Here is a 24164-nt window from a genome sequence, read left to right on the forward strand (position 1 = left end):
TCATGATTATCCAAAGTGGAAACCCGAAAATGAATCATCAGAACAACAGGTTGAAATCCCGAACTCCGCATAACGGTGACGCGGCATATTATGTTTTATCCGGAACTCCGGATAAAACATAATCGCGCGGCGTCAAGGCACCCTCGACGAGTTCATCCTCCGGGTCCATTGTCTCAAGTCGGCGTTTCAGCAGGCTCTCACCTGTCGAGACAACCTGGATGACGCAAGCCTTGCCCGCTGCCAGATCGTCCTTGATCGCGCGGATGATGGTCGGGGCTTTCATGCCCATCAGGAGATGGTTGAAGAAGCGCTGTTTCGTGCTCTCGAAGCGGGACTTGGCTGAGGCGCGTGCGGCCGAGGCATTGGTCTCGCCCGAGGCGTCGTTGACGCCGGTCGCAGTCAACGCCGCCTCGAGATTGTGGTGGATCGTCCGAAACGCACCCGCATAGGCGTCGTAGATCTCGATCTGGGCCGGGGTGAGCGCGTGCTCGAGCACGTCATACTCCACGCCATCAAAGCTGAGGGCACGCGCTGTGTAAAGCCCGAGCGTCTTGAGATCGCGCGCGACCACCTCCATGGCGGCGACACCGCCAGCTTCCATCGCCGACACAAAGCTCTCGCGGCTTGGGAAGGGGTATTCGGGGCCCTGCCCCCAGAGCCCCAGCCGCGCGGCATAGGCGAGGTTGTGAACGCTCGTGGCACCCGTGGCCGAGATGTAGAAGACGCGAGCGCGGGGTGCTGCCAGTTGCAGCCGCAGCCCGGCAAGGCCCTGCTGGGAGGGTTTGACCCCCCTGCCCTGCTCGGACCCGGCCGCGTTCTGCATGGCGTGGGCTTCATCAAAAGCCAGCACACCGTCGAAGTCTTCGCCCATCCAGTCGAGGATCTGGCTCAGTCGCGTGGTGCCGCATTTGCCCGCGGACCGCAGCGTGGCGTAGGTGACAAAGAGGATGGCGTCGCCCATCGGGATGGACTGGTCCGGTTTCCATTTGGAGAGCGGCTGGATGTCGGCTGGCGAGCCGCCGAGATCGGTCCAGTCGCGGATCGCGTCCTCGATAAGCGTTGCGGATTTGGAGACCCAGATCGCCTTTCTGCGACCGGCCAGCCAGTTCACGAGAATGAGCCCCGCGCATTCGCGCCCCTTGCCGCAACCGGTGCCGTCGCCGAGGAAATAGCCAAGGCGATAGGCACGTGCATCCGGGTCATCATCGGCGCGCGTCAGCTTGGTCTGGTCGTCATCGATGGTAAACCGACCGGGCAGATCACACCCATGGGCATCATGTGCCATGACGATGGTCTCGAGCTGCGCCTCGGACAGATGTCCCTCCTCGATCAACCGTGCGGGCAGGCGCAAGTCATCACTGCCCGTGTTTGAGGGCATGGGCGGGGCAACCGAGGCCATGGCGATGCTTTCAACGAGCGGCGTGGGATGTTCCTGCGCACCCGCGATCTCGATCCGCTGCGGACGGTAGCGCGCATAGATATCCGAGATGGGCGTGTTGTCGCGCGGGATATCAAGGCTCGTGAAAACTAGCGGGACAACGGCATTGGCCCGGGGTTTGGAGGCGGCGACAGGCGCAGCGGCGGTCTTGCGCGGAGCAGAGGATGGAACGGTCGGCCGCCCGTTAGGGATCGCCGCTGCCTGTTGTACGGGGCGCATCTCGGTCCGGGTTGAGGCCACAGCATCAACATATGCCAAGGCTTCATCCAGATCCCGCACAGGGACGCGGATCATTTCGCCGCCCTCCTGCACCTTGTCGAAGACCATCAGCTGGGTTTCGACAGAGGTGCCGAGCTTGCGGTAGACCTGCCCCGGCATCGTCAGCGCCAATCGTGGCGTCAGGAGACCGCAGGCGCGGGACCAATGCGCGGCATCGCGTTCGGGCGTGAACCCCGGCGGCATGATCGCCACCAGGCGCCCACCTGGTGCCAGGCGCTTTGCAGCCGCAATGAGATGTTTGGCAGCGATGTGCTTGTCGCGGGATCGGTCGACCGAGGAGGCGAAGGGCGGATTCATCACCACGACGTCGGGTAGAACCGGCGTCTGAAGCAGATCGTCGATATGCTCGCCGTCATGGCCCGTCACATCGCCACCAAAGACCGCGCGCAAAAGGCTCTGGCGAAAGGGGTCGATCTCGTTGAGCACAAGGGTGGCACCGGCCCGGGCGGCGAAAGCTGCTAGGGCACCGGTGCCAGCCGAGGGCTCCAGCACGGTCTCGCCCTTGCGGATCGCCGCAGCCCGCAAGACCAGCGCCGCAAATGGCAACGGCGTGGAGAACTGCTGCAACCGGATTTGCTGCTCCGACCGGCGCGTTTCCGTCAGCAGCCGCGAGGCAAGCAGCCTTGCAGCGGCGATGTCACCTGCCACGCCGTCCCCACGCAGCAGCACCTGGACAGCCGCGGCCTGCATCAGGTCATAGGCCATGCGCCAGTCCCAGGCACCGCCGGCATCGCTGCCATGAAACGTCTCGCGCATGATGCGCGCCAGCGCTGAACTGCGCAGGGGTTGGTGGACGATCTCCGCGCAGATCTGCGCGAGGGCAGAGGTGAGGTTAGCGTCGGATTCAACAGGATTGGGGAGCGTTGAGAGAGGCTTGGACATGGAGAATTCCTTTGGATCAGGGTCTGAGTTCCAAAGGACAAAAAGCCCGCTCTACACTTTGAAGGCGTAGAGCGGGCAATTTCTTAGCGGGGGGCCTGCACCCCGATCATGGCCACTGCTGCGCAGCATGAAGAACGCGCAAAATGGTCACCATCTCAGGGCCTTCAACATAAACCACGATGTAGTTTGGCCGAACAACCATCTCCCGGGTCCCATCGACACGGCCCGCACGATACATTTGAGGGCGGTCTGGAAGAAGGGACGTCTTGTGTTCAATCTCGTCTTTGAGAACTTGGGCGGCATCCGGGTTGTCGTCAGAGATGTAGTCAATGATTGCCAGCAAGTCGGCTATGGCCGTGGCTTTCCACTCAAGATTTGGCAAGGCGCTTCCCGTCAATCAATGCCTGGGCGTCTTGCATCGCCTTGGCATGGGGCGTTGTGGGCCTTGGATCGTCCAGCGCTTCCTGTACCTTCGCCCTGAACCAGGCGTCATAGGCATCCGGATCAGCAGTCAATCCGGCAGGCAAGCCGCCTTCTGCGGCCACGCGGGTCAGAAGAATACGCACCGCGTCGGAGAGCGTCAGACCGACGCCCGCAAGTGCGTCAGAAGCTTGTGCTTTCAGCTGATCGTCAACACGGACATGAAGCATGGATGTTTGGGCAGGCATGGATGGTCCTCCAGTTGATGGGCGTGATGTATCTCATTTGAGATACGAATTCAAGTCGGCAGTATGCGCGCGCGTGGTCCCGTGGTGTTGTCTCAGCGGGAAACTCAGCCACCCTGCCCCGCGAGATACTCCGCCAGCACAGGACTGGCCGCGACTTTCGCGGAGCTGAGCAGCTCCGAGCCCGCAAGCGAGGCCTTCGACAGGCGTATGAGCCCACCGGTTTCCTCGATGCGGTAGCAGCGGCGTTTCTGCCGGCCCCGCCTGTAGTGCGTCGCGGTGACGATCTGGCATGTACTGTGATGCTATGGTCATGGGGGCCTCCTTTGAAAAGTTGAAACACTTTTCTCAAAGCAGGCTTTTTCTTTTCCTATTGGTGAAGTGACCAAGGCAAAACCTACCGAGCTTGAACAGAATCCACCGGACAGGAGAAAGCACTTTTATCTGATTAAGCAGATCAATTTTAAGCAATCAGGATAAATCGCGCGGCGCATGGCATTGGCGTTTCTCGTTGGCAATCGAAATGCGCTTCTAGCCATGCCCATTTCTGAACGGGGCTGCTCTTGAGGTGTAGAGTTATTCCAGCGTCTCCAGCACGACGTCGAAGGTGCCTGTCACCGAAACGCCCTGTGATAGGTCGATATCGTTCCCATAGTTGTCCGAGGGGCCAAGCATGGCTTCAAAGCTGCCGGTCAGGCTTAGTGATGTTCCATCGAAGGCATGGCTATCGACGATAACGGTCAATCCGCCGCGCTCCTCCTCGCGGGCAAAAAGCGTTCCGACGGATTTTCGGTTCTCGTAAAGAACCATGTCCATCTCGGGCACGCTTGGCTGCCAACCGGAAGCCTCGAAGCTCAGGCTTATCAACGCGGGCTCTTCGCCGTTGTCACTGAAGTCGCGTGCGTAAATATTGATGGATGGCCAGCTTTCACTACCGCTCCAGTCGCTCTGTTCAGCCCAGACCGGAATTGTCCGCTCTTGGTCTGCGACGATCAGTGTCACCGTTCCCAAGCTTTGCGCATAGTTGGCTGTGGCAAGGGTAGTGGCCAGACAGGTTGCCAGGACGAGGTGGGGTCTAAAGGTCATGCCGGGTCTCCAGATGTTTCATTGAAAAATCAGATTTGTTGGTGGCGTAGCCAGTCATTGATTTCGTCGGCGATCCTGCCCGGCCCTTCACCGGAGACACCCCAACCCGACAGCGGAATCCGGGTCGCAGGGCGGGTGTTCCGAAAGACCAGCATCACCTTCGAGGTGGTGCGGCTTTCCGCAGAGGTATTGCTGCGGTCAAGCTCCGCGCTGTCCAGCGCCTCCAGAGGATAGTCGTCCGAACGCGCGCGAAACCGCGACTCGCGGCCGATCGTGACCAGCCCTTTCTGTTTGTCGAGTATGAGGACGGTACGCTCGGACAACGCGACATAGCCAAGGTAGAAGGCCCCGTTGAGGCCCACAAGCAGGATCAGGCCCGTCAGGACCTCACCGCCAAGCAGGTTCACCAATCCGAACAGTGTGACCGGAACAACAGGGGCCATCATGAACCACAGGATGAAGCGCGGAATCGCCAGTTCGACCTCGAAGCGGTCGGGAGTATTGGTTCGGGCCATCATGGCTGGCCTCCGCGTTGTCCGTCGTCAAGCCAGTAGGTGATGAGCTTGGCCATGCGGATGACGTCTTCGGTGTCCGCCCGGCCCAACGGGATCAAGGTTTCGCTGATGCCGTCACCTTCAGAGCCGACAAGGTAGAGTTCAATGGTTTCCTGGTTTGTCTGCTTGCCATAGCGGATGCGTGTTTCTGCCCGGTGCACGTTCGACAGCCGGAGGTTCTGTTCCTGGCGGCCCTTGAGACCGGTCACGCGCAGGCGAGCCTGATCGGTGGGCCGCTCAAGGCGGAGTTGCGTAAGTTGAACAGTCTCGTGAAGGATCATCCAACCAATAAACCCGGTCACGGCCAAAACCAAGACACCGGTTCCGATGGCCCCGTCGGCCATCGCGGCAAGGGCCATCGCAACCGCAAGCAGGATACCGCCCAAAGTGATGGTTGCACGGCGTGTCGGGCGGTTCTCGATTTCGAGCACCGAGTCACTCTGTTCCACCACGCGTAAGGGATCGGCCAGCAGCGAGGACAGATTCATGGCAGTCCCAGATCGGTCTCTATCCGGCCAGTCACCATTTCGCAGATCGCCGGGGCATCGCTGCGGCACAGCATCGCTTCAAAGCCCGCCTCCATCCTGCCCGCGCCGTCGAGGCTCAGCATTTCGATCGACAGCTTCGGCGTGACAGTTGCGCTTTCGCTTTTCCAGACGGGGCCTGCGGCGCTTTCGGGACTGATGTCGATGGTGATGCCGACAGGCGTTACATCTATCGCGGGTTCACCCTGAAAGATGAGACCGATATAGACATCACCATCGCCCATTGCATGCGTGTCTATCATGATCAGCGGGCCGATATTGTTCACCTGCACCATCGCTGCGCCGTCGTCCGTTGTCAGAACCTGCCATGACAGGTCCGCCCCTTCAAACCGTGCGGTGACTGTGCCGATAGAGTCGAGGGCAAATGTCGGAGCCGCCATCAATGAAAGAACAAGGGCAAGGATCTGTTTCATGCTGCTCATCTCTTTGTCAGGCTTACTTCACGGGCGCCCCTCCCTGAGTTCCATTTTGTTCCGATCGCGTCCGTTTCCGACAAGAAGCTGATGATGCCATCCGCGCGCCGTGTGCCGCTACCGATTTGCCAGGAAAACTGCGGAGCAAGGTCGATGTCACAACCCAGCACATAGGCCCATTCGGTCAGCTCCGGTTCGATCGCGAACATCTCTCGTGGCATAGCTCTCTGCGCAGTGAAATCGTAACGCAATTCCCTGTTGCCGCCCCGCACCGGCACCAGTTCGGTCTGCATCCCGTCACTGCTAAGGTAAAGCCGATTGCGCATGCGGTCATAGATAATCTCGGCTTCGTTCCCATGAACGCCCATCGTCATTCCGATGCCCTTTGATATCTCAGTCCCGCTTCCTTCCAGCATTGGCCCGATCCGCCGCAGGTCGAGCCGCTCCGAACCGCGCGGGGTCTCCGAACAGATCTCATCTTGAATAGCGGTGTTATGCTGGGCCAGCGCCGGATTGGTCAGCGCGATCAACAAGGCGGATAGTATTGCTCGGATCATCATTGGACCCTCCCTTGAAGCCCCAAAGATGCCAACGACGCATCCGGAACAAAACGAGCGGGCGCACATTGGCCCTCTGCGCAGCTGCCAATTGTCAGGGTGCGCCTGGTAAGTTCGGGACTGCAATCGATGACGGTGCCATTGCCCAACCCGGCAAAGGTGACCATGCCAGCTTGCTGTGTGAACGCGCCCGAGGGGCCGAGCGCGGGGATCGGCAGATCGTAGCTGGTTGAAGTGCCGAGGGCTGGTTCCTCAATCGTGATGCGACGTTTGTGAGCCGATATGTCTTCCGGGTAGGTGACCGTAAATCCGACGATGCAGGAACCGCTGCGATCCTGTTTGACAGGGGCAAAACTGACGAACCTGGCGGAAGGTTCGTCAAAGGAAGCTTGATCCGTCGGCATGCAGGCTGCCAGCAGGCCGACGGCTGTCAGGAACGCGACGATACGAGTCATTCAGTGCCTCCGATGGTGAATTGGGTGCGCGTAAGGATGCGGCCAGATGCGCCTACGCGGTAGCGCAGCTCATAGGTGCCCTCCACGTCGGGCGCCTTCAGTTTCGCCGGAGATCCCCATCGCGTTTGCGTCGCGGTGATCCGCGCATCGTCGGGCGATCCGATCTCGGCCAGAACGATCTCGTCCTTTGGTCCGCCGGGGCCGGTCCAGTCAACTTCGAACCTCTCACCGAGCGGGACGCCGACGGGTGCTGCGATGCCGGCCTCGGTTGCGTTAAGCGAGATCTGGCGCGTCACAAGGATGCGCTGCGGCTCATATTGCTCGTAGCGCAGCTCGAACAGGCCGGTTTCGTCGGGAAGATGCAGTGTCGCAGGGGTGCCGCGCCGGGTCAGCGTCACCGCCAGTATATCGCCCGCTACCGCTTCGGGCCTTGCGAGAGTGATGCGATCGCCATCGGCATCAGGTCCAGTCCAGTCCACATCCAGCGTGCCGCCTGCCGGTACGGTCCCGGGCGCATCAAGCGACGCCTCGGGACGATCCTCGATCAGCGGCACAGCGACGCGCTGTACCATGTCAGGACTGACAGTCAAAAGCATTTCGCCGGTATGCCCTGGTGCCGTGGCGGCAATGCCATATTCCGCTGGCGGCAGAGCAATGTCGAAAGGATCGCGTCCTTCACCTTCCGCGACAAGCTGGCCATCGGCATCGGTGATCCGCCAGTCGGCGGCACCTAGCGGCGCGGACGTCTCGGCGGACACGGCGAAAAGCGACATATCCACTGTGATCGCAACAGGTTCAGTGAGTGTCACCTGCGCTAGGGCAGCCGCCAGTTCCGCCCCGGTCGCAGCTTCCAGAAGAAGCCCGCCCGTCTGGTCGGGAACACAAGCCAGGGCCTGCACCTCGCCCGGTGTCATTCCAAAGCCTACAACATGCGCGCGCAGGTCGATGCCCTCGGCTGCAAACTGCGCCGCAAGCGCACAAGGATCGCCGCCGCAATTCTCCAGCCCGTCGGTAATCAGTACGATATCTGCTGACTCGGCGGTTGGCGGGATCTGAAAGCGGGCGACCCGCAGCGCGTCGGTGAGAGGTGTCATCCCCTGTGGGGTAAGCCCCACGATGAGGTTGGCCTGTCCAGCACCGATATGCTGGCCCATTGGCGTGACCACCTCGATATCGCTGCAATCTCCCCGGCGATTGTGACCATAAGCAACGATCGCGTAGGGCGCATCAGGCTTACGATCGACGAAGTAGTTGCCCATGACATCGCGGGCCACTTCTATGCGGCTCAGATCGCCTTCGAGACGGTTCCACATCGAACCGGAGGCGTCGAACACGACCACTGTTGCGGTATCCGCCAAGAGCGGAGTTGCGCCGGACAGCAGTGCTGCAAGGATTGTCACGCGCATCAATCGGCCTCCTGTAGTTGGTTGAGGCACGGCGCATAGCGCTCGGCCCACCCATCGCCAATAACGATAAGATCGCCGCCCATTCGGGTCATCAGCAGTGTCCGTTCGCGCCAATCCTGCCCTTCACCACGGCAGTTGGCCCAGTAAAGCGTTGCGCCTTCCCAACCTTCGACAGCCTGTGGATCAGTCAGACGGCAACTTGATTCATAGTAAGTCAGTCGATCGCCTTGGATCGTCACACGCTGGTCGCTGACGGGCGCGGTACAATCGAAGCCGTCATAGACACCATCAACCGGGGTTGCACAAAGTGGGGTGGTCAAAAAGATCAGTGCAAGGCTGAGGCGCCACATATCAGTCCAATTCCTTCATTCGGGCGTTAAAGCTGAATGTCACCGGCAAGGTCTCTTGCGCAGGGCCGCCGCTTACCTCGCCGGTGACGGTGCCCGCGACGGCGATCACGCCATCGGTTGCATCAACCGTGTCAAGCTTTAGCGAAAGGCCGCTCTCGTCGCCTGACCAGTTGCGACCCATCTCGCGCGCAAAGGCAATTTCCACTGTCACTTCCGCAAGATCAGGCAGTTCTCCGTTGAAAGTTAGGATCAGCGTCACCGGCCCCTCGGCCCCGTCGACTTGCGTGGCAAGAAGGGACGCATCGAGATAGGTTCCTATGATGGTTGCGTCCGAAAAGTCATGCGAGACTGTCAGTTCAAGCGGCGCATCCCCCAGACTTCCGGTAACAAACCCTGCCTGATCCTGCGCTGACGCACTACCTGCCATAAGCCCCAGAACGAGGCATAACGCATCCATGAAACGTGGTGTGGTTCGCAACTTCTATCCCCTGTCCGGAATTTCGGCAGCTTAAACCCGTCCGAAGGATTGCGCCCCGTTCGTTTGGAGTGGGCACGATGCGATTTTGCATGCTATCCTTCGATCGGTTTTGGATTTCCTCAAGAAAAATGGCCAATGATAGCCCTGAAACGTCTGCTCTTTGGTTCAGTTCTGATAGCGCTTGGTGCGTCAGGGGCGGTTGCGCAAGAGGTGCTGTTGACATTGACCGGTGACGTCGCCGGCGGAGAGGTCAAGCTCACACGCGCAGATCTCGACGCGCTGGAGTGGCACGAGATCGCGACTTCAACCACCGTGACCGATGGCCAGCCTGTATTCCGGGGTGTGTTGATGCGCGATATCCTCGATCGTGCTGAGGCAAATGGCGACACGGTGATGGCGCGCGCGCTCAACGACTACGTGATCGACATCCCGATGGATGATTTCCACGAGTTCGACGTGATCGCGGCGCTTTACATGGACGGCATTGCACTCACACCGCGTGACAAAGGGCCGGTCTGGATTGTGTACCCACGTGACGATCACGGCGTGCTGGCCGATATCCGCTATGACATGCGCTGGGTCTGGCAACTCAACGCGCTGCATGTGCAATGAACCGATTGGGCGCGCGCTGGCGCTATAGCGGCCTCGGCGCCCTGATTGTTGTCTGTCTGGGGCTGCTGGTTATTGCAGCCTCCAACATCATACGCATCGAAAGGCAAATGCAGATTTCGGCAACCCAGAATATGACCTGGATCTTCGGCCAGACCCAGATCGAGGCGCAGTCTCTCTCTGCCGCCCTTTCAAACGATGCGAACTCCGACGTGGTGCTGCTGCGTTATGACCTTCTGGTCTCGCGCTTGAATCTCCTGCGTGACGGGCCCCAATGGCGTTTCCTTAGCGAGGCCGGACTTGCAGAGGGGTTGATGGGTTGGCGGGACGGCTTGCTCAGGCTCGATCCTGCTGAGGGGGGCGACCAGGCAGCGTTGAAGGCGCATGTTTCTGCTTTGTCGACGGCGCTGCGCCAGAAGGCGAGCCAAGTCATGTCCCGGGAGTGGCAGGTGCGGTCCGAGCGTCTGGATCAGTTGAGCAAGCTGCACCTTCTGGCGCTGGCTGCGATTATCGGGGCTCTGATTTCGGGCGCTGCACTCGCCGTTTTGCTTGTCGACCGCGAAAGACGCCTGATGCAGGCGCGGTTAGACCGGCTCCGCGCCGAGCGGTTACAACGCGACCTGATCCACGAACGTGCCGCTTCAGAAGGCTATCGGCGGTTCGCAGACCTGATCGCACACCAGGTGCGGACGCCACTTGCGGTCATCGACAGCGCGATGCATCGCCTGACCCGGTCCGGCAAACCGCCCGCGCCCGAGGTGATCCGCACCAAGGCGGATGTGTCGCGGCAGGCGGTGGCGCGCCTTGTCCGTTTGACCGACACTGCACTTATGATGGCGCGGGTCGACCGGGGTGCGGTTGCGCCCGAACTGGCTTGTCACGATCTTGACAGAATTGCCGCGACCGTCATCGAGGATCTGCATGCGGGCAACCGCGTCACGCTTCGGACCGGCAACCATCCCGTCACTGCAATCTGCGATCCCGTCCTGACAAGCGAGATACTGTCAAACCTGCTGAGCAATGCCTTGCTCTATTCACCGCGCCATAGCGAGATTGACGTGAGGCCGCTTCAAAACGGCGAACTCGCCATATGCGACGTTTGCGACCAGGGGGCAGGTATGACACCGGAAGAAATGGCCGCCGCTTTCGAGAATTTCGTGCGCGGTGCGCGGCATCGCGATCTGCCGGGATCGGGTCTGGGGCTGCCGCTGGCGCGCCATCTTGCACGCCTTCAGGGCGGCGATCTGATGCTGAAACCGCTTGAGGGCGGTGGGCTGACCGCGCGGTTGAGCCTGCCGGCCAAGGTGGTGACATGACCGCCCCGCTGATCCTATGCATCGAGGACGAACCTTCGTTGCGCGATGACATCGCTGCCGAGCTGCGCGAGGCGAGCTATCAGGTGATTGCGGTGGGCGACGCACGGGACGCTCTGATGCAGCTGGACAGCCGACGCCCTGACCTTATCCTGTGCGACATCGTCATGCCCGGTATGGACGGCCACGCCCTGCTGGCGCGTTTACGGGCCACCCGGCCCAATTTGAATGACATTCCCTTCGTGTTCCTGACCGCGTTGTCCTCGCGCGAACAGATGATCGAGGGACGCCGGGCCGGTGCGGACGACTACCTGACAAAACCGATTGATTACGATCTTCTGCGTGCCATGATCGCTTCGCGGCTCGACCAGGTGGCGCGATTGCGGTCGTCCAGCCGCGATGGGCCCGGCACGGCGGTGCTGGATCGGCTGGCTGTCGGCGTGGTCCTGCTGGGAAAGAATGGCGGCGTGCGCCATGCCAATTACGCGGCGCAAGTCCTGGCGCGACAGGCCAAGATCGATCTTGGCCCTCGCATCGGCGTCGAGGGCGAGGATGGCCGCAACCTTATGGCACTGGCCCGACAGGTCGCCTCTGGCCAAGTGGCCGAGGCGGCGCTCATGCTCGAAACGGAGGGACGCCGCCTTATGGTACTGGGGCGGCCCCTTGGACAGGTCGCCGGAAAAGACGGCATCGCAGCCATGCTCACCATCTCCGATCCCGCGCATCAGCAGGCGCTGGATGCCGAGACGCTGCGCCAGCTGTTCGACCTCACGCCGACCGAGGCCTGTGTCGCTCGTCTGATCGCTGAAGGGCTGCGGCGCGATCAGGTGGCGGAACGGCTTGATGTGTCGTCCACCACCGTCGCGTTCCACCTGCGCAACATCTTTGACAAGACGGGGATCCGCCGTCAGGCCGACCTGTTGGGACTTGTTCGGTCAATACCGATGGTGTGGACCGACCCGTAAGACCTTAACAACGCTTGCTAGAAACCAACCAAATAGAAAGAAGACAGCGGCCATGACCAAGATATTCCTTCTTTTCTTAGCCTGCATCGCCGCCATTGCCACCGCAGGCCATGCAGAAACCCAGAAAGAGCGTACTGTCGCCGCGATCGAAGCTGCCGGGTGCACCATCGACGACACGAACATCAACGCGGTTCTCAACGGCCTCGGGCTCAGCGACGAGGCTTTCCGCGTGATCGGCGAAGAGCTTGTCGCCGAAGGCCTCGCCGATGTGTCCCAAATCGGAATATTCCGCCTGACCACGCCGGCGTGCACAGCGACCGCCAGAACACAGACCGCACGTGCTGTCGCGGCGATCGAGGCTGCCGGTTGTGTCGTCGACCGTTCAAACATCAACGAGATACTTGACGGTTTGGGACTGGCTGATGACGACTTTCGAGCCATCGGCGAGGCCTTGATCGCAGAAGGTCAGGCGCAAGTATCCGATGCCGGCGCATTCCAGCTGACGACACCGAATTGCAGTTAAGGAGGACGCATCATGAAATCATTCCCGTCACAAACCTTGTCGCTTCTGGCATTCGCCTTGCCATTTCTTGCCCTTCCGGCCCATGCGTGGAAGGTTGAGGAAATCGGCAAGATCACGGCCACCTTTGATGACGAAACCTTCGAGCGTTCAACTGTCATTGTGACCGATGGTGATCTGGTATCGCCGACGGCCAACTTATTTCTGACCCTCAACAATTTTTCCTCGCTGACCCTGATGACGGAAGACGGCAATTTCGTCGTTGAAGCCAATTTCAGGTCGCACACGCCCGGACCGGAGACGGCACCTATTTCAACCAGCGTGACCTATGCCCAACCCAATGGAAACATGCAGTTCTGGCTGTCTGAGGGCGCGCCAGAGCCGTTGGAAGTGACTTTCGCGACGTTATCGGTAGAGGGCGACGAAGGTCATGCCGCTGGCAGTTTCCGGGGTGTTCTCTGCTTTGCTGATGGCCTCGGGGAAGAGGTCGACCCTGACAACTGCCGCCCGATCGAGGGCGCGTTCGACACACCGTTCTTTGTCGAAGAATGACGGTCGCGAAAAGTTGCAGAAGGAGGACGACATGAAAAATATATTGTGCGTTTTTGGCATGGTGATGGCTACTCCGGCACTTGCGGAAGAGCCGCCGCTCTGTGGTACGTCAAGTGCAGGTAACTGGGAGCAAATTCAGGAAGTGTTCACCGGTGACTGGCTGATCGAGCATCAGGCGGACTACGTCCTTATGGGTGGCATGATCCTGCCATTCCCGGGTGATGGCGAGGTTGAGACGATCACGATCTTTCAGCTAGGCGATACGTTGCAGGCCACCCACCCCGAGGCGCAGGAACCGCTTGTCCTGCGGCCGGCAGAAGAGCCGCCCTGGGTCGTAGATATCGATAACCCCGAGATCCCGAGCCGCTCCGCTCTCCCGAGGATGTGGCTTTGGCCGCAGGGTGTTCCCAGCTCGAGTTACCAAGGTTGATCGGCACGTCGACCGCTGTGATCGACGGCGTGACGATGGAGTTTACCTACCGGATGATGGCGGTAGACTGGGCGACCCTTTACGGGATCATGCAGATCGATTCAGTCGTTCAGGGCATGCCGATCGAAGCGCGCCGCACGGTATGGATGCGCCTGTCCGGGTGATGATCCGCGCTTCAACCTGAATGTTGCGAAGGCAGAGGAAGTGCCGGCCTCGGAGAACGCGCTCCTAGCGCCTTGGGTCAAAGCCGCAGGAAATTACATGCCCCCGGGCAAGTCGACGATTGTCATTATGGCGACGTCTATGCGCCTTTATCACGCCATCCCTTCGCTCTCCGCTGCGTTTGTGCTTTCAGGCATTGCCTTTGCCTTCAGCTCGCGGAACTTCTGCGACATTTGATCCAGCCTGGCATCCCATTGCGGATCTGGGCTTTGACCTTCGACCTTGCGGAAATAGGCTTGCAACAAACACGCCACGGCGAGTGGTTCGAGTAGGGCCTGTTTCACGGACCATGCCAGAATGAAGGCAACCACAATGCCTATTCCTGACAGGCCGCCGGGATAAAGGTTGCTGATGAGTGCTGCGGGGGCCAGCATCACAAAGAAGACAATTGCCGTCAGCCCGTAAACAAACAAAGTTATCCAGGCTGCGTTCTTGAGCATCGGACGGTAATTCTGCGCATACAAGACAAGTGCAGTGCGCGCCGACCCCCAAGGATCGCTAGCACGGGTGCGCATTCCGTGCGCGAGTATGACTTCGTCGATGAAGCCCACTGCGATATTCAGAAAAGCATGAAGGATCGTGACAAGCTGCCCTACCCCGGGGATTGGCAGCAGGGTGAAAACACCGCGGATCAGGCCAGTAATGGCGCGCAGCACGCCCTTGACCAGTTGGTCGATGGCAAAGAGCACGCTTGCCTCGCTGAACCTTTCGCGCACCATTGCTTGCGCATGCCCGATCTGGCTGCGGCCTTCGGGCATTGGTCGGTTGTCGATCAGCTCAACCATGACGGCGATATGGCCAGCCTTGACGATGTAGAGAATGTATTCGCGCAACCAGTACATGACGATCGACACGATTGCGAAGCCAGTCACGCCTCCAAAAAAAGTTGCCGAGGTCCGAAACCCGTCATCGCCAAGTGCGCCAATGCCCCAACCGAGACCTGCACCAGTTCCGGTAACAAGAACATAGGCCAGCGCTGCTCCGAAGTAGACCGCCATACGCAAAATCACAAAGGGTAATGTCTGCACCATCAACCCCAAGCTGCGGCGAAACGAAAAATCCCACATTCTCAGTCCTCATGCATGTTTCTGTAGTCAGTATTCCGCGCCCAATGTGGCATGGAAAAACGAGAGCCCGCCCCCTTCGTTTGACGGGGTTATCGGAGATATGCAGAAGTTCGGCCCGAGATATGGTCCTGAGCGGCTTTGATGCTAAGAAATCGTTGCAAAATCTCGGAGCGTGGCGTCGTAACCGGAAATGCCGCACGGTTCACGGCTAGCCTTCTACTGGCCGCTTAAAGATCTGGCGCCGCTTCAAGGGAAGTTTCGAACCGCTTGTCCGCCGCCGCTGCTTCCTTCAAGAGCGCGTCGAAATTGTCAGGTGGGTTGCCGTCTTCCAGCATCCCTTTGAACGTCGCATAGACATCCGTCTTGCTGCCATAGGCGCGCAGGGTCTTGTCGTCGTTCACCCAGGCCACCACGATGACCTTCGCATCGCTGTTGAAGCGGTAGAACAACCGATACTGCTGGAAGAATTTCGCCCGGAACCAGTGCTTGCGGTGATCCCCGAGCGTGCCGCCTTGCCGGAAGGCTGCGGCACCCGGATCTGCCGGTATGGCCTCGGTGACCAGCTTGAAGATGGCGGCCAGCCGTTTCGTCGGGTTTTTCTTGCGCCAGGTCTTTGGATCGCGTGCCTTACGCGCCTCGACCTCCAAGGTCAGCCCTTCGAGCTGGTCCAGAAAGAGCGGATGCGCATAAATCGACCATCCGTTTACGACAAGGGGCGCTTGGGCGGGCTCGCTATCGCCGCTCATTCATCCTCGAGCGATAGCGGTGCATCGAGATCGACGTCAACATCTCCGACCAGTGCTGCAAGACGGTCATGCAAAGCCCCATCGAACGCCCGAATGCGGTCCGGATGCGCCTTGATATCGGCCTCGACAAAATCGAGAAAGGCGCCGAGCACGGGATCTTCCTCGTCGCGGCGCACGGGCTCGATATAGACCCTGCCACTCGGCTCGGTGCAGTAGCGAATCTGGTCGCCCTTGCCCAGCTTGAGCTGTTTGCGCACACCCGCCGGCACGGTCGTCTGATACCGATCCGTGAGCTTCGAGACATCTTGTGCGAGGGCTGTCATGGCAGTCTCCTGAAAGAAAAGGTTCTATTCTGCCCGCGATAGGTAATGCATTTGCATTGCCTTGTCAAGAAAAGCCGCAGGATCTGCTGTCGCCGGGCAGGTCGATGAACGGTCAGGCGCAGACCTATTCTCGCCCCGCCAGGAACTCCGCCAGCACAGGACTGGCCGCGACTTTCGCAGAGCTGAGCAGCTCCGAGCCCGCAAGCGAGGCCTTTGACAGGCGTACGAGCCCACCGGTTTCCTCGATGCGGTAGCAGCGGCGTTTCTGCCGACCCCGCCTGTAGTGCGTCGCGGTGACGATCTGGCATGTACTGCCATCGGTCAGGGTCACAGGCGCGGCGAGCTTGATCCTGTCGCCCTCCTCGTAGTCCGGGATCGCAGCCCAGTCCCGGCAACGCTGACGCCAGTCCTGGGCGTAGCTGTCTGGGTCTTTCAGCTCGGACAGCAGGGCCAACAGGCTCAGTGGTGCGCGAGATTCGACTGGTCCTGCGCTTTCCTCCATGTCTTTGTATCCCCAACAGCCGTCGTCATATCGGGTGAGGAAGACAGCTCCGAAGGTGATCGAGCCATCAGCATCTGTGACATAGGTCGTGTCCTCGACAGGGGTGCCGTCAAGATTGGTGACCTTTGCCGCCGCATACCAAGTGGAGCCGACCTTGCAGGCTTTCACCAGTTCGGTTTTGCGCCTGTCGCCATGAGAGGTGCAGAGCCGGGCAATCTCCGCTTTCTCATCCGCGTAGGTTTTGACGCGGCGGTCGGTGTAGAAGAGCCATCCCATCAGGCCGCCCTCCGATCATCGAGTTCCATCAGCGCATCGAGCGGCACGCGGTAGGGCTGCATGGCGTCGAAATCCTCGCAATTGCCGCAGTTCTGCACGATCGCGAAGGTGTCGCAGGCGTCCTTGAGGATGACCCGGAAGGTGCCGCCGAGGCCTGAGGGCACTTCGTAGGTCCCGCCGATCAAATAGTCCGAGGCCCGGCGTTTGAGGACGCAGATGCTGTGGCCATCGGTGGCGAGCCGGATGGCCCCCCGCCCCCGGTCGATGAGCACCTGCACCTCATCCAGGATGTCGGTGTAGAACTGGCCGGTCAGATCGCGAAACGCCATGCGGCGCTGCGCCATCCAGTCGGTGTCCCGAAACGGGTTCATGCCTTCGGCGAAGGCGAAGGACGGATCGGCCTGTTCGGTGGTGACGATGCGGGTGGTCGTGCCATCGATGCCGTTTGAGCGCAGATGCACACCATTGCCGACGATGAGGATCAGGGCGGGCCTGTCCACGGGTCCGTTCCAGTTGGGCAGGAAGGTTTTGCAGGCGCGCGCATGGGCGATTTGCGCCGCGACAGCGGACGCAGGGAACTTGAGAATAGCCATGGGGATGTCTTTCTGTTCGGTTTGGAAGGGTCGACCCGCGCGGGTGGCATGATCCACGCGCGGGTCGCGTGAGGACTCAGGCCGCTTGCGGGACCTCGCTGTCAGGCTCCGGGGTTTCCGCAGCGGGCTCCGCCTCATCACAGGCGACACCGGCGGTCTGCATCATGGGCGGGCACCAGGCGGCCACGGCAGCGCGCTGCGCGTCCGTGAGTGTGGCGAAGGGTTCGGCGAAGAGCTTGTCACAAAAGGCGACGATCTCCTTCTTGCTCGACGAGGCGAGCGTCACCGCCTCCTGGGCGAGACCCAGATCCTCGCCGAGGATCTTCAGGAGCCAAGCCTTCTTGAAGCGGTTGAAGAGCGCCGCGTTCGGCGTCCAGTGGGCGCGGATGTCGGGCATGATCTCGATCTCGAACGCATGCATCAGGCTATCGCGCTGGCGGTCCCGCGCGAAGCAGGACTGCGTGGTGCTGGCGGTTGCAAAGGCCACGAGCTTGGCCTTCTCGCCTGCCTCCAGCGCGCGAAACGCCGCGAACTGATCGGCGGGCGCGCGGGTGTCATCGAGCCAGGACAGATCAAGCGCATCATGTGCCTCCGCCACCTGCTCGAGCGAGGTCTCGTCGATCTCGTCCATCTTGGCATGGCTGCGGTATTCCTTGCGGGCATCGATCTTGATCGCCTGCGTGACACTCATGCCGCTGGCCAGAACGTCACTGACCAGCTTGAAGAGCGTCAGATCGAGCGTGGCCTCCGGATGCAGCGCCATCGCGGCGCCAAGGGCCATGGCCCGCTCTGTCTTGAGGTCCTCGGCCAGCGAGGCCGGGTAGGTGATTTCGCCGGCGTCTGGGGCCTCCTCCCCGGTCGGGCTAGCCGAGGAGCCGCGCGCGCCCTCCTTTTTGACGGTGTCTTCCGGGCGGACGAGGCCAACATGGAGGGTCACCTGCCCGCCCGACCAGGACGCGATCACCCCAGACCGCGCGAGGTCCTCGGCGCTGTAGGCTTCCTGCAGATCGCGCGCTTCCTCTTCCAAAGCGTCCACACGTTCGTAGAGGGCATTGTAGGCGTCCTCCTCGAGCCCTTCATCCTCCATCTCGAGCTGCAGTTTCTCGAGTTCTGCGGTGATCTCATCGATGCGCTTCCGGGCAGCCTCATCCGGATCGATCGGGCCGGGATAAACGCGGCCGTAGTCGGCCATGGTCGCGTAATCATAGCGCACCATCGCATCGGCCCAGGCAAAGCCCAGCCTCATACGGGTCTCTTCGGCAGCGGCACCGAGCTTCTCGAGCAAGATGGTCTCGACCAGAGCCGCATCCTCAAGCACGGAATGCTCATCCAGCAGATCGGCTGCGACGGTGCCGCCGCGCGCCTCGTAGTCTTCGCGCACGAAAGCCCCGATATCGTCGCTGACCTGCACGCCGCGGGACTTGAGGGCCTGTCGGACAGTATAGGCCTGCAGATAGCCGCCGTCCTTCGTGAGCGCCTCGAAGACCTCGCGCTGCGCCTCCTGGCTCGGGTGCTCGGCGAAGGCCTTCATCGTGTCGAGCGTGATCACCTTGCCCCGGGCTGCGGCGCGGATGTCGGGGTGGATAAGGCCATAGCGCAACCGGCCTTTCACGGCCGCCACCGTGGCGCCGAAGGTCTTTGCGATGGTCTCGGGCGTCTGGCCGTCGACCTCCATCATCCGGGCGAAGGCCTCGAACTCGTCGATGGCATTCATCGGTGCCTGGGTGATGTTCTCGGCCAGCGACAGTGCAGTGGTAACGTCGCAGTCTTCCGGCACGAGGCGGCAGTCCACCTTGGTCTTCGCCGTGAACCCCTTGGTGGCCTTGTCGGCGATCAGCTCCTTCAGGGCTGCATGGCGCCGCCCACCGGCGAGGACAGCATATTTGCCGTCAAGCTTCTGAACCAGAAGCGGCTGGAGCAGGCCCAGCACAGCGATACTGGCCTTCAGATGGGCGATGTTCTCAGGATCATAGGTTTCCGGCGCGTTGCTGCGCACATTGGCTGGATGCGGGACCAGATCGCCGATGGCGACGGTGAGAGGGGCAAAGCTTGTGGTCATGGGATATCCTTCCAGGTGGGTGAGGTGTGGCCCGCGCCTTCATGCGCGTGACCAATCCCCGGCTTCAGGGATCACCACGACAAAAGGCCCGCTTCCGTAATGGGGCGGGCCTCTGTCAAGGGTTTCGGGCAAGTCAAAAATCCCGGCGAAGATCTCATTCCTCACCAAGTTTAAGACACAAATTCAAAAGCTTACTTTTCCTTTTTCACTGCAACCGCACATCAGGACTGAGGGACACCCCCTACCCGGGCTTCGTTCTTCCGTCCGTAGTCAGCCTCATAGCTGCCACTCTATGCCTGGTCCAAATCTGGTCCTGGGTGCCCATCTTTCCCGCGTATTCAGCATTTGCTGATAACTTGCGGGCCTTCGGCATCTCCAGGAACCTCGTCCCGGCAAGGGACCTCGACGTACCTGTCATGAGGCGCAGCTCAACCCTCCGCTCTGAATTGTCCTTGAAGCTTCCCGCTCATGCAGTCGCGCCGGAGTTCCGCGTGTAGCGGAACGGCGTGCCGTCTATCCACATGCGGTGCAAGACGACGCCAATGCGTCGAGCAAGTGCAATCATGGACCTCTTCGCTCCACGCCTGTGCGCTACTTTAAGTGCCCAAGATTGCAGCCAGTTCGGGGCACCACGGTGCATCAGGATCATCGCTGCCTGATACAACGCGGTTCGAAGCCCGCGATCACCGGCTCGCGTGATTTGTCCAACGATGTCCATCTCTCCGGATTGCGTGCGCCTTGGCGTAAGCCCCGCCCACGGTCCGACATCCTTCGACCGCGCAAAGCGGGTCGGATCATCAATCGCAGATTTGACTGTCAGAGCGACGATCGGACCGACACCCGGCATCGTCATCATCAAACGGCAAACATCGTCGTGTTTTGCCAGACCCGCGATTTTGGCATCCAAGTCAGCCAACTCGGCGCGCAACTGGGAACGCGCGCGCAGAAGAGCCTCAGTCGACGCGGACAGGATCTCATTCTGCTCAACCAGTTCCCTCACCCGGGCCTCGTACCTAATCCGGGTGACATGCCCCAGCTTCATGCCAAAGTTTCGCAGAACACCCCGCATCGAAAGCTCAAGGTTGATGATGGCCTGCTGAACTGACTTGCGCGCCGTCAGCAACGCGCGGATTTCCTGGGAGGACACAGATTTGCGGTGCACGGGCCTGTACCATCCCATTTGAAGCAAGCGCGCAATGCCCTGGGCATCGCGCCTGTCGGTCTTGATCGGCATGGCTTTCAAGGCTGCCTTCACCAATCGTGTTTCCATCATGACCACGTCAAAGCCAGCTTCTTCCATTCCCTTGCTCAGCCATTGGGACAAAGGTCCGGCTTCGAGCCCGATCGCATCGATCGAATATGACAATGACGCTATTGCACGTACCAATGCCTCAGGCTCGCTCTCCGCCTGTAATTCTTCAACGATCCTCCCCTGTGGCCCCAGCACACAAATCGCAGTGCTTGCCAGAGATACATCCAATCCGATAAATACATTCATGTTGTTGCCCTTCTATTCTTAGGAATTGAGGCGCATGGAAACATACGACCTCGTAGACGCGCTGCAGGCGCATCAAGGGCAACGGCACTTCAGATCATGCTGACAAACAAGCGAAACGTGCTCGATTCGCCGAAAGCCCCATTACGGCATCTTTCCCTTTGAGGGGTCAGTGGGCCTTCATCGCCTGGAGTATCAGGAGGGGGTGTCCCCTGCCCTACCAGTCGCGCGCCAGCATGATGGTCAGCACGCGCATGGTGGTGGCGGGATTGTCCGGGGTCTCAGCCCCGTAGCGGAAATCCGAGTCTGCTTCATAGAGATCGATTTTCCAGAACACGGTCTCGCCCCGGATCTCGACCGCCCCGAAATCGTGCCATCCCTCGGGATCATTCTCAGGCTCGAATGTATCGAACGCACCAGTCGCCTTCACCGCCTCGGCCATGAAGCCGTCATCGGTCTCCATGAGCGAACGGGTCACATGCATGCGGCCTTGGATGGGCTGCGCGGGCGGCACTCCGAGGCATGCGAGCTTGCGAAACGCGTCGTTCTGCGCCGCGATCACGGTCGGATTCGGACGGTCTGGCTGGGGTTGAAGGGTCATGGGCATGGGGATCTCCTTTGAGAAGTTGAAACACCCTTCCCAAAGCCCGCTTTCTCTTTTCCGCCGGTCGGAAGGACCCGTCCAAACCTGCCCGAACCAAACAGTTCCAATAGTCCGCTCAGCGGGACAAAGTGTCAGTCCGCCAGATCCGACCTAATGGCAACTATCCATTGCACCGTCACACAACTTTCAATCCGGAATAGGTCATCGCGCCCGTCTGATCGTGTTTCGTGGAAAGTCCACTCATCCCCGCGAGGTAAGCCACACTCCGACCAGCGTGATCGCCAGCCCGACGAACATGGCCATGGTCAAGGATTCCCCGAACAGCGACCAAGCCCAGAGCATGGTGACTGGCGGGCTCAAGTAGATGGCGGCACTGACCTTGGCGGCAGGGAACAGCCGCAGGCTGGTGTAATAGACCGCATAGGCCAGGAAGGTTCCGATCAGGACCAGCCACGCCATCCCAATGGCAAAACCACGGGTCAGGGGCGGCGCCAGCCCATCGCCAATCGCCAGCGAGCAAAGACCAAACAGCACAGCGCCGGTCAGGCTGTGAATGCACAGGCTCTGGTGGATCGGCATCGCCAGCGATTTCGATCCTCGGATCAGCACCGAGGCGAATGCAAAGACCAGCATGGACCCAACGGTCAGCCCGTAGGCCCAGAGCGGTGCCGCCCCCAGTCCGAGGCTGTCCACAGACACAATCAGAACGCCAGCGATGGCGATTGCAGTGCCCAGCCATTGTCGCTGCGTCAGCCTCTCACCGAGGACGGGCTGCGACAGGACCGCGACGGCGAGGGGCAGCAGGTCCGCGATCAGCGCCACGAGCCCGGTCGGCACGCGCTGCTCGATCGCCAACGCAAAGCCGCCAAGGTATAGGAAAACCGCCATCACGCCGAACCACATTTGCGACAGCACGGCACGACGGCGCAGCGGTGGTCCGAAGGCCAGTGCAAATGGCAAGAGGATCACTCCTGAGAGCAGCGTGCGCCAGAACAGCAGCAAGGCGACGCTGGCTTCCTGGTTGGCGTAGCGGATGCCGACGAAGCCCGAACTCCAGCCCAAGATTAGCAGCGCCGCAAGGCAGGGCCACAGCAACGGATGGCGATGGGCAGCGGGGCTGGGCAGGGCAAGATCGGTCATCGGGCGCTCGGGAATATTATCATGTACCCCGCCTTAGCGTCTTTCCGACGAGGCTACACATGACAAATCAAGATTGATCGATGACAATACCAACAGATAAGTAATACTTCCTTGCCGCGCAATGAATGAGCCGTCATGTTCAAGGCTGAACGTCAAGGATACCGACATGGCCGATTTGAAATCTCGCCGTCTTGAGATCGACGCGCTCAGGGTGTTGCGCGCGATCCGGCAGCATGGTGGCGTCACCCGCGCGGCTGAGGCACTCGGGCTTACGCAATCGGCAGTCAGCCATAAGACGAAGCGTCTCGAGGAAAGTCTCGATTGCGCGCTCCTCGCCCGCAGGGCTGGCGGCCCGATGTTCACGGCGGCGGGCGAAGAACTTCTGGGCTATGCTGAGCGCATCCTGGCCCTGCACGACGAGGCGCTGCTCAGCCTGACACGAACGGACCTTTCCGGACGTATCAGGCTCGGGCTGACCGAAGACACAGCGCTTACGGACCTGTCGCGCGTCCTCGGGCGCTTCCGGCGCTTGCATCCGCAGGTGGCAGTGCGCACACGGGTCCGCATGAGCCTCGTGCTGCGTGAGTTGTTGGAGCGCGGTGAGATCGATGCCGCGATCATGCAGGTCTTCGACCATGAGGTGCGCCCGACTGACGTCGTGGTGTTCAGGGAGGGGCTGCACTGGGTGAAGGCGCCGGATCTCACGCTTCCCGAGCATGGGCCGATCCCGTTCTTGTCGTTCGATGAAGAGTGCTTCTACCGTCGCTGGGCGCTGGACGTTGGGCAGGATGATGGTGACCTGCTGGAGACGGTCTTCGAATGCTCCAGCGCTGCGGGCATCGCCACCGGCGTCAGCGCCGGTCTGGGCGTGGCGCTGCTGAGCGCGCGGCACCTGACGCCAGAGATGCAGATCATCGACGACCGCCTGCCCACGCCGCCCGCATTGAGCTATGTCGTTCGCCGAGCGCGCCGAGCGCGCAACCCTGCGCTGGACAACTTGATAGCCGGGATTGAGTCAGACATTGGACGAAAGGGCAGCTTGGCCCTGGCTGTCTGATCCTTGTCGCCGAGATAATCTCCAGATCAATGCCTCCTATGAATGTCCCAAATTGCTGCAAACGATTTGGACTTCGCTTGCATCGCAGCAGTTCAAGCACTTTATAGCATCGGCTAAAATGGGCTCACAGCTGCCATTTTCTGCTTTGCTGCAAAGCATAGGTCAAGCGGCCTCGGCGCTGCCCCCTGCCCTGCCGGCCTCCGATCTGGCGATCAGATAGTCGCAGGCCCGCTGCGCGTCCGCGGCGTGCCGGAAGATCGCGCCCTTGTCCGACCGAAGAACGCGCAACCAGTTGTGGAGGTAGGCGGCATTCATCTCGAGCGTATGCGCCGTGAAGCCGAGCGTCTGCCCCAGAAACACCGAGGTCAGTTCCGCGACGATCTCCTCGCGCGCATAGGACGTGTTGCCAAACTTCGAGAACCCGAAGTCACGGTTCAGCCGATGCGGGGCTTTCGTGGCATGGATCTTATGCCGATGTCGGCATAAGACCCATAATGCCGCGCTTCGGATTATGCCGCGCTTGTTCAGGCGAAGTCTTGTTTCCTGCGGTTTTTGTCGTTTTGCTGCTGCATAAGACTATAGT

General features: G+C 60.6%; 30 protein-coding genes and 1 pseudogene. 8 read left to right on the forward strand and 23 right to left on the reverse strand.

The features are described from left to right. Positions 1-88 precede the first annotated feature (88 nt). The 13 genes and pseudogenes from ACSSVY_RS20930 to ACSSVY_RS20990 form a co-directional block, all read right to left on the reverse strand. Positions 89-2599, reverse strand: a complete 2511-nt coding sequence (locus ACSSVY_RS20930; protein ID WP_454271818.1) for a strawberry notch-like NTP hydrolase domain-containing protein — start codon at positions 2597-2599, stop codon at positions 89-91. A 106-nt stretch (positions 2600-2705) separates the two neighbouring features. Beyond that, positions 2706-2981 (reverse strand): type II toxin-antitoxin system RelE/ParE family toxin, encoded by a 276-nt coding sequence (locus ACSSVY_RS20935; RefSeq protein WP_454271820.1) that lies wholly within the window; start codon positions 2979-2981, stop codon positions 2706-2708. After that, a complete protein-coding gene (locus tag ACSSVY_RS20940; protein ID WP_044353023.1) occupies positions 2968-3267 on the reverse strand; it encodes a type II toxin-antitoxin system RelB/DinJ family antitoxin in 300 nt (99 codons plus the stop codon). The genes ACSSVY_RS20935 and ACSSVY_RS20940 overlap by 14 nt, the downstream gene beginning before the upstream one ends. A gap of 104 nt (positions 3268-3371) precedes the next feature. Continuing rightward, positions 3372-3563 (reverse strand): annotated as a pseudogene (locus ACSSVY_RS20945) (DUF6927 domain-containing protein); the annotation flags it as partial. Between the two features lie 277 nt (positions 3564-3840). Continuing rightward, positions 3841-4350, reverse strand: a complete 510-nt coding sequence (locus ACSSVY_RS20950; protein WP_454271822.1) for a hypothetical protein — start codon at positions 4348-4350, stop codon at positions 3841-3843. Positions 4351-4379: 29 nt separating this feature from the next. Then, complete coding sequence (locus ACSSVY_RS20955) at positions 4380-4868, reverse strand: hypothetical protein (protein WP_454271824.1); 489 nt, start codon at positions 4866-4868, stop codon at positions 4380-4382. Continuing rightward, positions 4865-5392 carry a hypothetical protein gene (locus ACSSVY_RS20960; protein WP_454271825.1) on the reverse strand — a complete coding sequence of 176 codons (528 nt, stop codon included), beginning with the start codon at positions 5390-5392 and terminating at the stop codon, positions 4865-4867. Before ACSSVY_RS20960 ends, ACSSVY_RS20955 begins: the two co-directional genes overlap by 4 nt. Then, the gene (locus tag ACSSVY_RS20965) at positions 5389-5871 is read right to left on the reverse strand and encodes a hypothetical protein (protein WP_454271827.1); all 483 of its coding nucleotides are present in this window, start codon (positions 5869-5871) and stop codon (positions 5389-5391) included. Before ACSSVY_RS20965 ends, ACSSVY_RS20960 begins: the two co-directional genes overlap by 4 nt. After that, complete coding sequence (locus ACSSVY_RS20970; protein WP_454271828.1) at positions 5868-6392, reverse strand: hypothetical protein; 525 nt, start codon at positions 6390-6392, stop codon at positions 5868-5870. The genes ACSSVY_RS20965 and ACSSVY_RS20970 overlap by 4 nt, the downstream gene beginning before the upstream one ends. A 26-nt stretch (positions 6393-6418) precedes the next feature. Then, complete coding sequence (locus ACSSVY_RS20975) at positions 6419-6874, reverse strand: hypothetical protein (RefSeq protein ID WP_454271830.1); 456 nt, start codon at positions 6872-6874, stop codon at positions 6419-6421. Further along, a complete protein-coding gene (locus tag ACSSVY_RS20980) occupies positions 6871-8280 on the reverse strand; it encodes a vWA domain-containing protein (protein WP_454271832.1) in 1410 nt (469 codons plus the stop codon). Before ACSSVY_RS20980 ends, ACSSVY_RS20975 begins: the two co-directional genes overlap by 4 nt. Beyond that, positions 8280-8630: a hypothetical protein gene (locus ACSSVY_RS20985; RefSeq protein WP_454271834.1), complete on the reverse strand. Its 351-nt coding sequence runs from the start codon at positions 8628-8630 to the stop codon at positions 8280-8282. Before ACSSVY_RS20985 ends, ACSSVY_RS20980 begins: the two co-directional genes overlap by 1 nt. Before the next feature lies 1 nt (position 8631). Next, complete coding sequence (locus tag ACSSVY_RS20990; RefSeq protein ID WP_454271836.1) at positions 8632-9087, reverse strand: hypothetical protein; 456 nt, start codon at positions 9085-9087, stop codon at positions 8632-8634. A 156-nt stretch (positions 9088-9243) separates the two neighbouring features. Between ACSSVY_RS20990 and ACSSVY_RS20995 the strand changes: the two genes are divergently transcribed. From ACSSVY_RS20995 to ACSSVY_RS21025, 7 genes are all read left to right on the forward strand, one after another. Then, the gene (locus ACSSVY_RS20995; protein WP_454271837.1) at positions 9244-9720 is read left to right on the forward strand and encodes a molybdopterin-dependent oxidoreductase; all 477 of its coding nucleotides are present in this window, start codon (positions 9244-9246) and stop codon (positions 9718-9720) included. A gap of 131 nt (positions 9721-9851) precedes the next feature. Continuing rightward, a complete protein-coding gene (locus ACSSVY_RS21000) occupies positions 9852-11033 on the forward strand; it encodes a sensor histidine kinase (RefSeq protein ID WP_454271839.1) in 1182 nt (393 codons plus the stop codon). Then, positions 11030-11995 (forward strand): response regulator, encoded by a 966-nt coding sequence (locus tag ACSSVY_RS21005; protein WP_219436513.1) that lies wholly within the window; start codon positions 11030-11032, stop codon positions 11993-11995. Before ACSSVY_RS21000 ends, ACSSVY_RS21005 begins: the two co-directional genes overlap by 4 nt. A 52-nt stretch (positions 11996-12047) precedes the next feature. Then, positions 12048-12518 (forward strand): hypothetical protein, encoded by a 471-nt coding sequence (locus tag ACSSVY_RS21010; RefSeq protein ID WP_454271841.1) that lies wholly within the window; start codon positions 12048-12050, stop codon positions 12516-12518. A gap of 12 nt (positions 12519-12530) precedes the next feature. Continuing rightward, the gene (locus ACSSVY_RS21015) at positions 12531-13067 is read left to right on the forward strand and encodes a hypothetical protein (protein ID WP_454271843.1); all 537 of its coding nucleotides are present in this window, start codon (positions 12531-12533) and stop codon (positions 13065-13067) included. A 31-nt stretch (positions 13068-13098) separates the two neighbouring features. Next, positions 13099-13497 carry a hypothetical protein gene (locus ACSSVY_RS21020; RefSeq protein WP_454271845.1) on the forward strand — a complete coding sequence of 133 codons (399 nt, stop codon included), beginning with the start codon at positions 13099-13101 and terminating at the stop codon, positions 13495-13497. Further along, complete coding sequence (locus ACSSVY_RS21025; RefSeq protein ID WP_454271846.1) at positions 13494-13661, forward strand: hypothetical protein; 168 nt, start codon at positions 13494-13496, stop codon at positions 13659-13661. Before ACSSVY_RS21020 ends, ACSSVY_RS21025 begins: the two co-directional genes overlap by 4 nt. A gap of 150 nt (positions 13662-13811) precedes the next feature. Here ACSSVY_RS21025 and ACSSVY_RS21030 read toward each other — a convergent pair whose 3' ends face one another. The 9 genes from ACSSVY_RS21030 to ACSSVY_RS21070 all read right to left on the reverse strand — a co-directional run bounded on the left by ACSSVY_RS21030 (position 13812) and on the right by ACSSVY_RS21070 (position 22524). Next, positions 13812-14786, reverse strand: a complete 975-nt coding sequence (locus ACSSVY_RS21030) for a hypothetical protein (RefSeq protein ID WP_454271847.1) — start codon at positions 14784-14786, stop codon at positions 13812-13814. 227 nt (positions 14787-15013) lie between these two features. Continuing rightward, entirely contained in the window at positions 15014-15532 is a 519-nt protein-coding gene (locus ACSSVY_RS21035; protein WP_454271849.1) for a type II toxin-antitoxin system YhaV family toxin, read from the reverse strand. Continuing rightward, on the reverse strand, positions 15529-15855 hold the full coding sequence (locus ACSSVY_RS21040; protein ID WP_454271851.1) for a type II toxin-antitoxin system PrlF family antitoxin: 327 nt from the start codon (positions 15853-15855) through the stop codon (positions 15529-15531). The genes ACSSVY_RS21035 and ACSSVY_RS21040 overlap by 4 nt, the downstream gene beginning before the upstream one ends. A 124-nt stretch (positions 15856-15979) precedes the next feature. Continuing rightward, positions 15980-16633 (reverse strand): DUF6927 domain-containing protein, encoded by a 654-nt coding sequence (locus ACSSVY_RS21045; RefSeq protein WP_454271852.1) that lies wholly within the window; start codon positions 16631-16633, stop codon positions 15980-15982. Beyond that, the gene (locus tag ACSSVY_RS21050) at positions 16633-17226 is read right to left on the reverse strand and encodes a regulator (RefSeq protein WP_454271854.1); all 594 of its coding nucleotides are present in this window, start codon (positions 17224-17226) and stop codon (positions 16633-16635) included. Before ACSSVY_RS21050 ends, ACSSVY_RS21045 begins: the two co-directional genes overlap by 1 nt. A 76-nt stretch (positions 17227-17302) precedes the next feature. Then, positions 17303-19285 carry a ParB N-terminal domain-containing protein gene (locus ACSSVY_RS21055; RefSeq protein WP_454271855.1) on the reverse strand — a complete coding sequence of 661 codons (1983 nt, stop codon included), beginning with the start codon at positions 19283-19285 and terminating at the stop codon, positions 17303-17305. Positions 19286-19751: 466 nt separating this feature from the next. Then, a complete protein-coding gene (locus tag ACSSVY_RS21060) occupies positions 19752-20783 on the reverse strand; it encodes an IS110 family transposase (protein ID WP_454271857.1) in 1032 nt (343 codons plus the stop codon). Between the two features lie 214 nt (positions 20784-20997). Continuing rightward, positions 20998-21387, reverse strand: a complete 390-nt coding sequence (locus ACSSVY_RS21065; RefSeq protein WP_454271859.1) for a DUF3768 domain-containing protein — start codon at positions 21385-21387, stop codon at positions 20998-21000. 237 nt (positions 21388-21624) lie between these two features. Next, entirely contained in the window at positions 21625-22524 is a 900-nt protein-coding gene (locus tag ACSSVY_RS21070) for a DMT family transporter (protein WP_454271860.1), read from the reverse strand. Between the two features lie 166 nt (positions 22525-22690). Here ACSSVY_RS21070 and ACSSVY_RS21075 point away from each other — a divergent pair, with 166 nt between their 5' ends. Continuing rightward, entirely contained in the window at positions 22691-23581 is an 891-nt protein-coding gene (locus ACSSVY_RS21075) for a LysR family transcriptional regulator (protein WP_454271862.1), read from the forward strand. Between the two features lie 162 nt (positions 23582-23743). Here ACSSVY_RS21075 and ACSSVY_RS21080 read toward each other — a convergent pair whose 3' ends face one another. After that, a complete protein-coding gene (locus tag ACSSVY_RS21080; protein WP_454271864.1) occupies positions 23744-24094 on the reverse strand; it encodes a zincin-like metallopeptidase domain-containing protein in 351 nt (116 codons plus the stop codon). Positions 24095-24164: the final 70 nt, after the last annotated feature.

The organism is Roseovarius sp. MBR-51 (assembly GCF_053628575.1).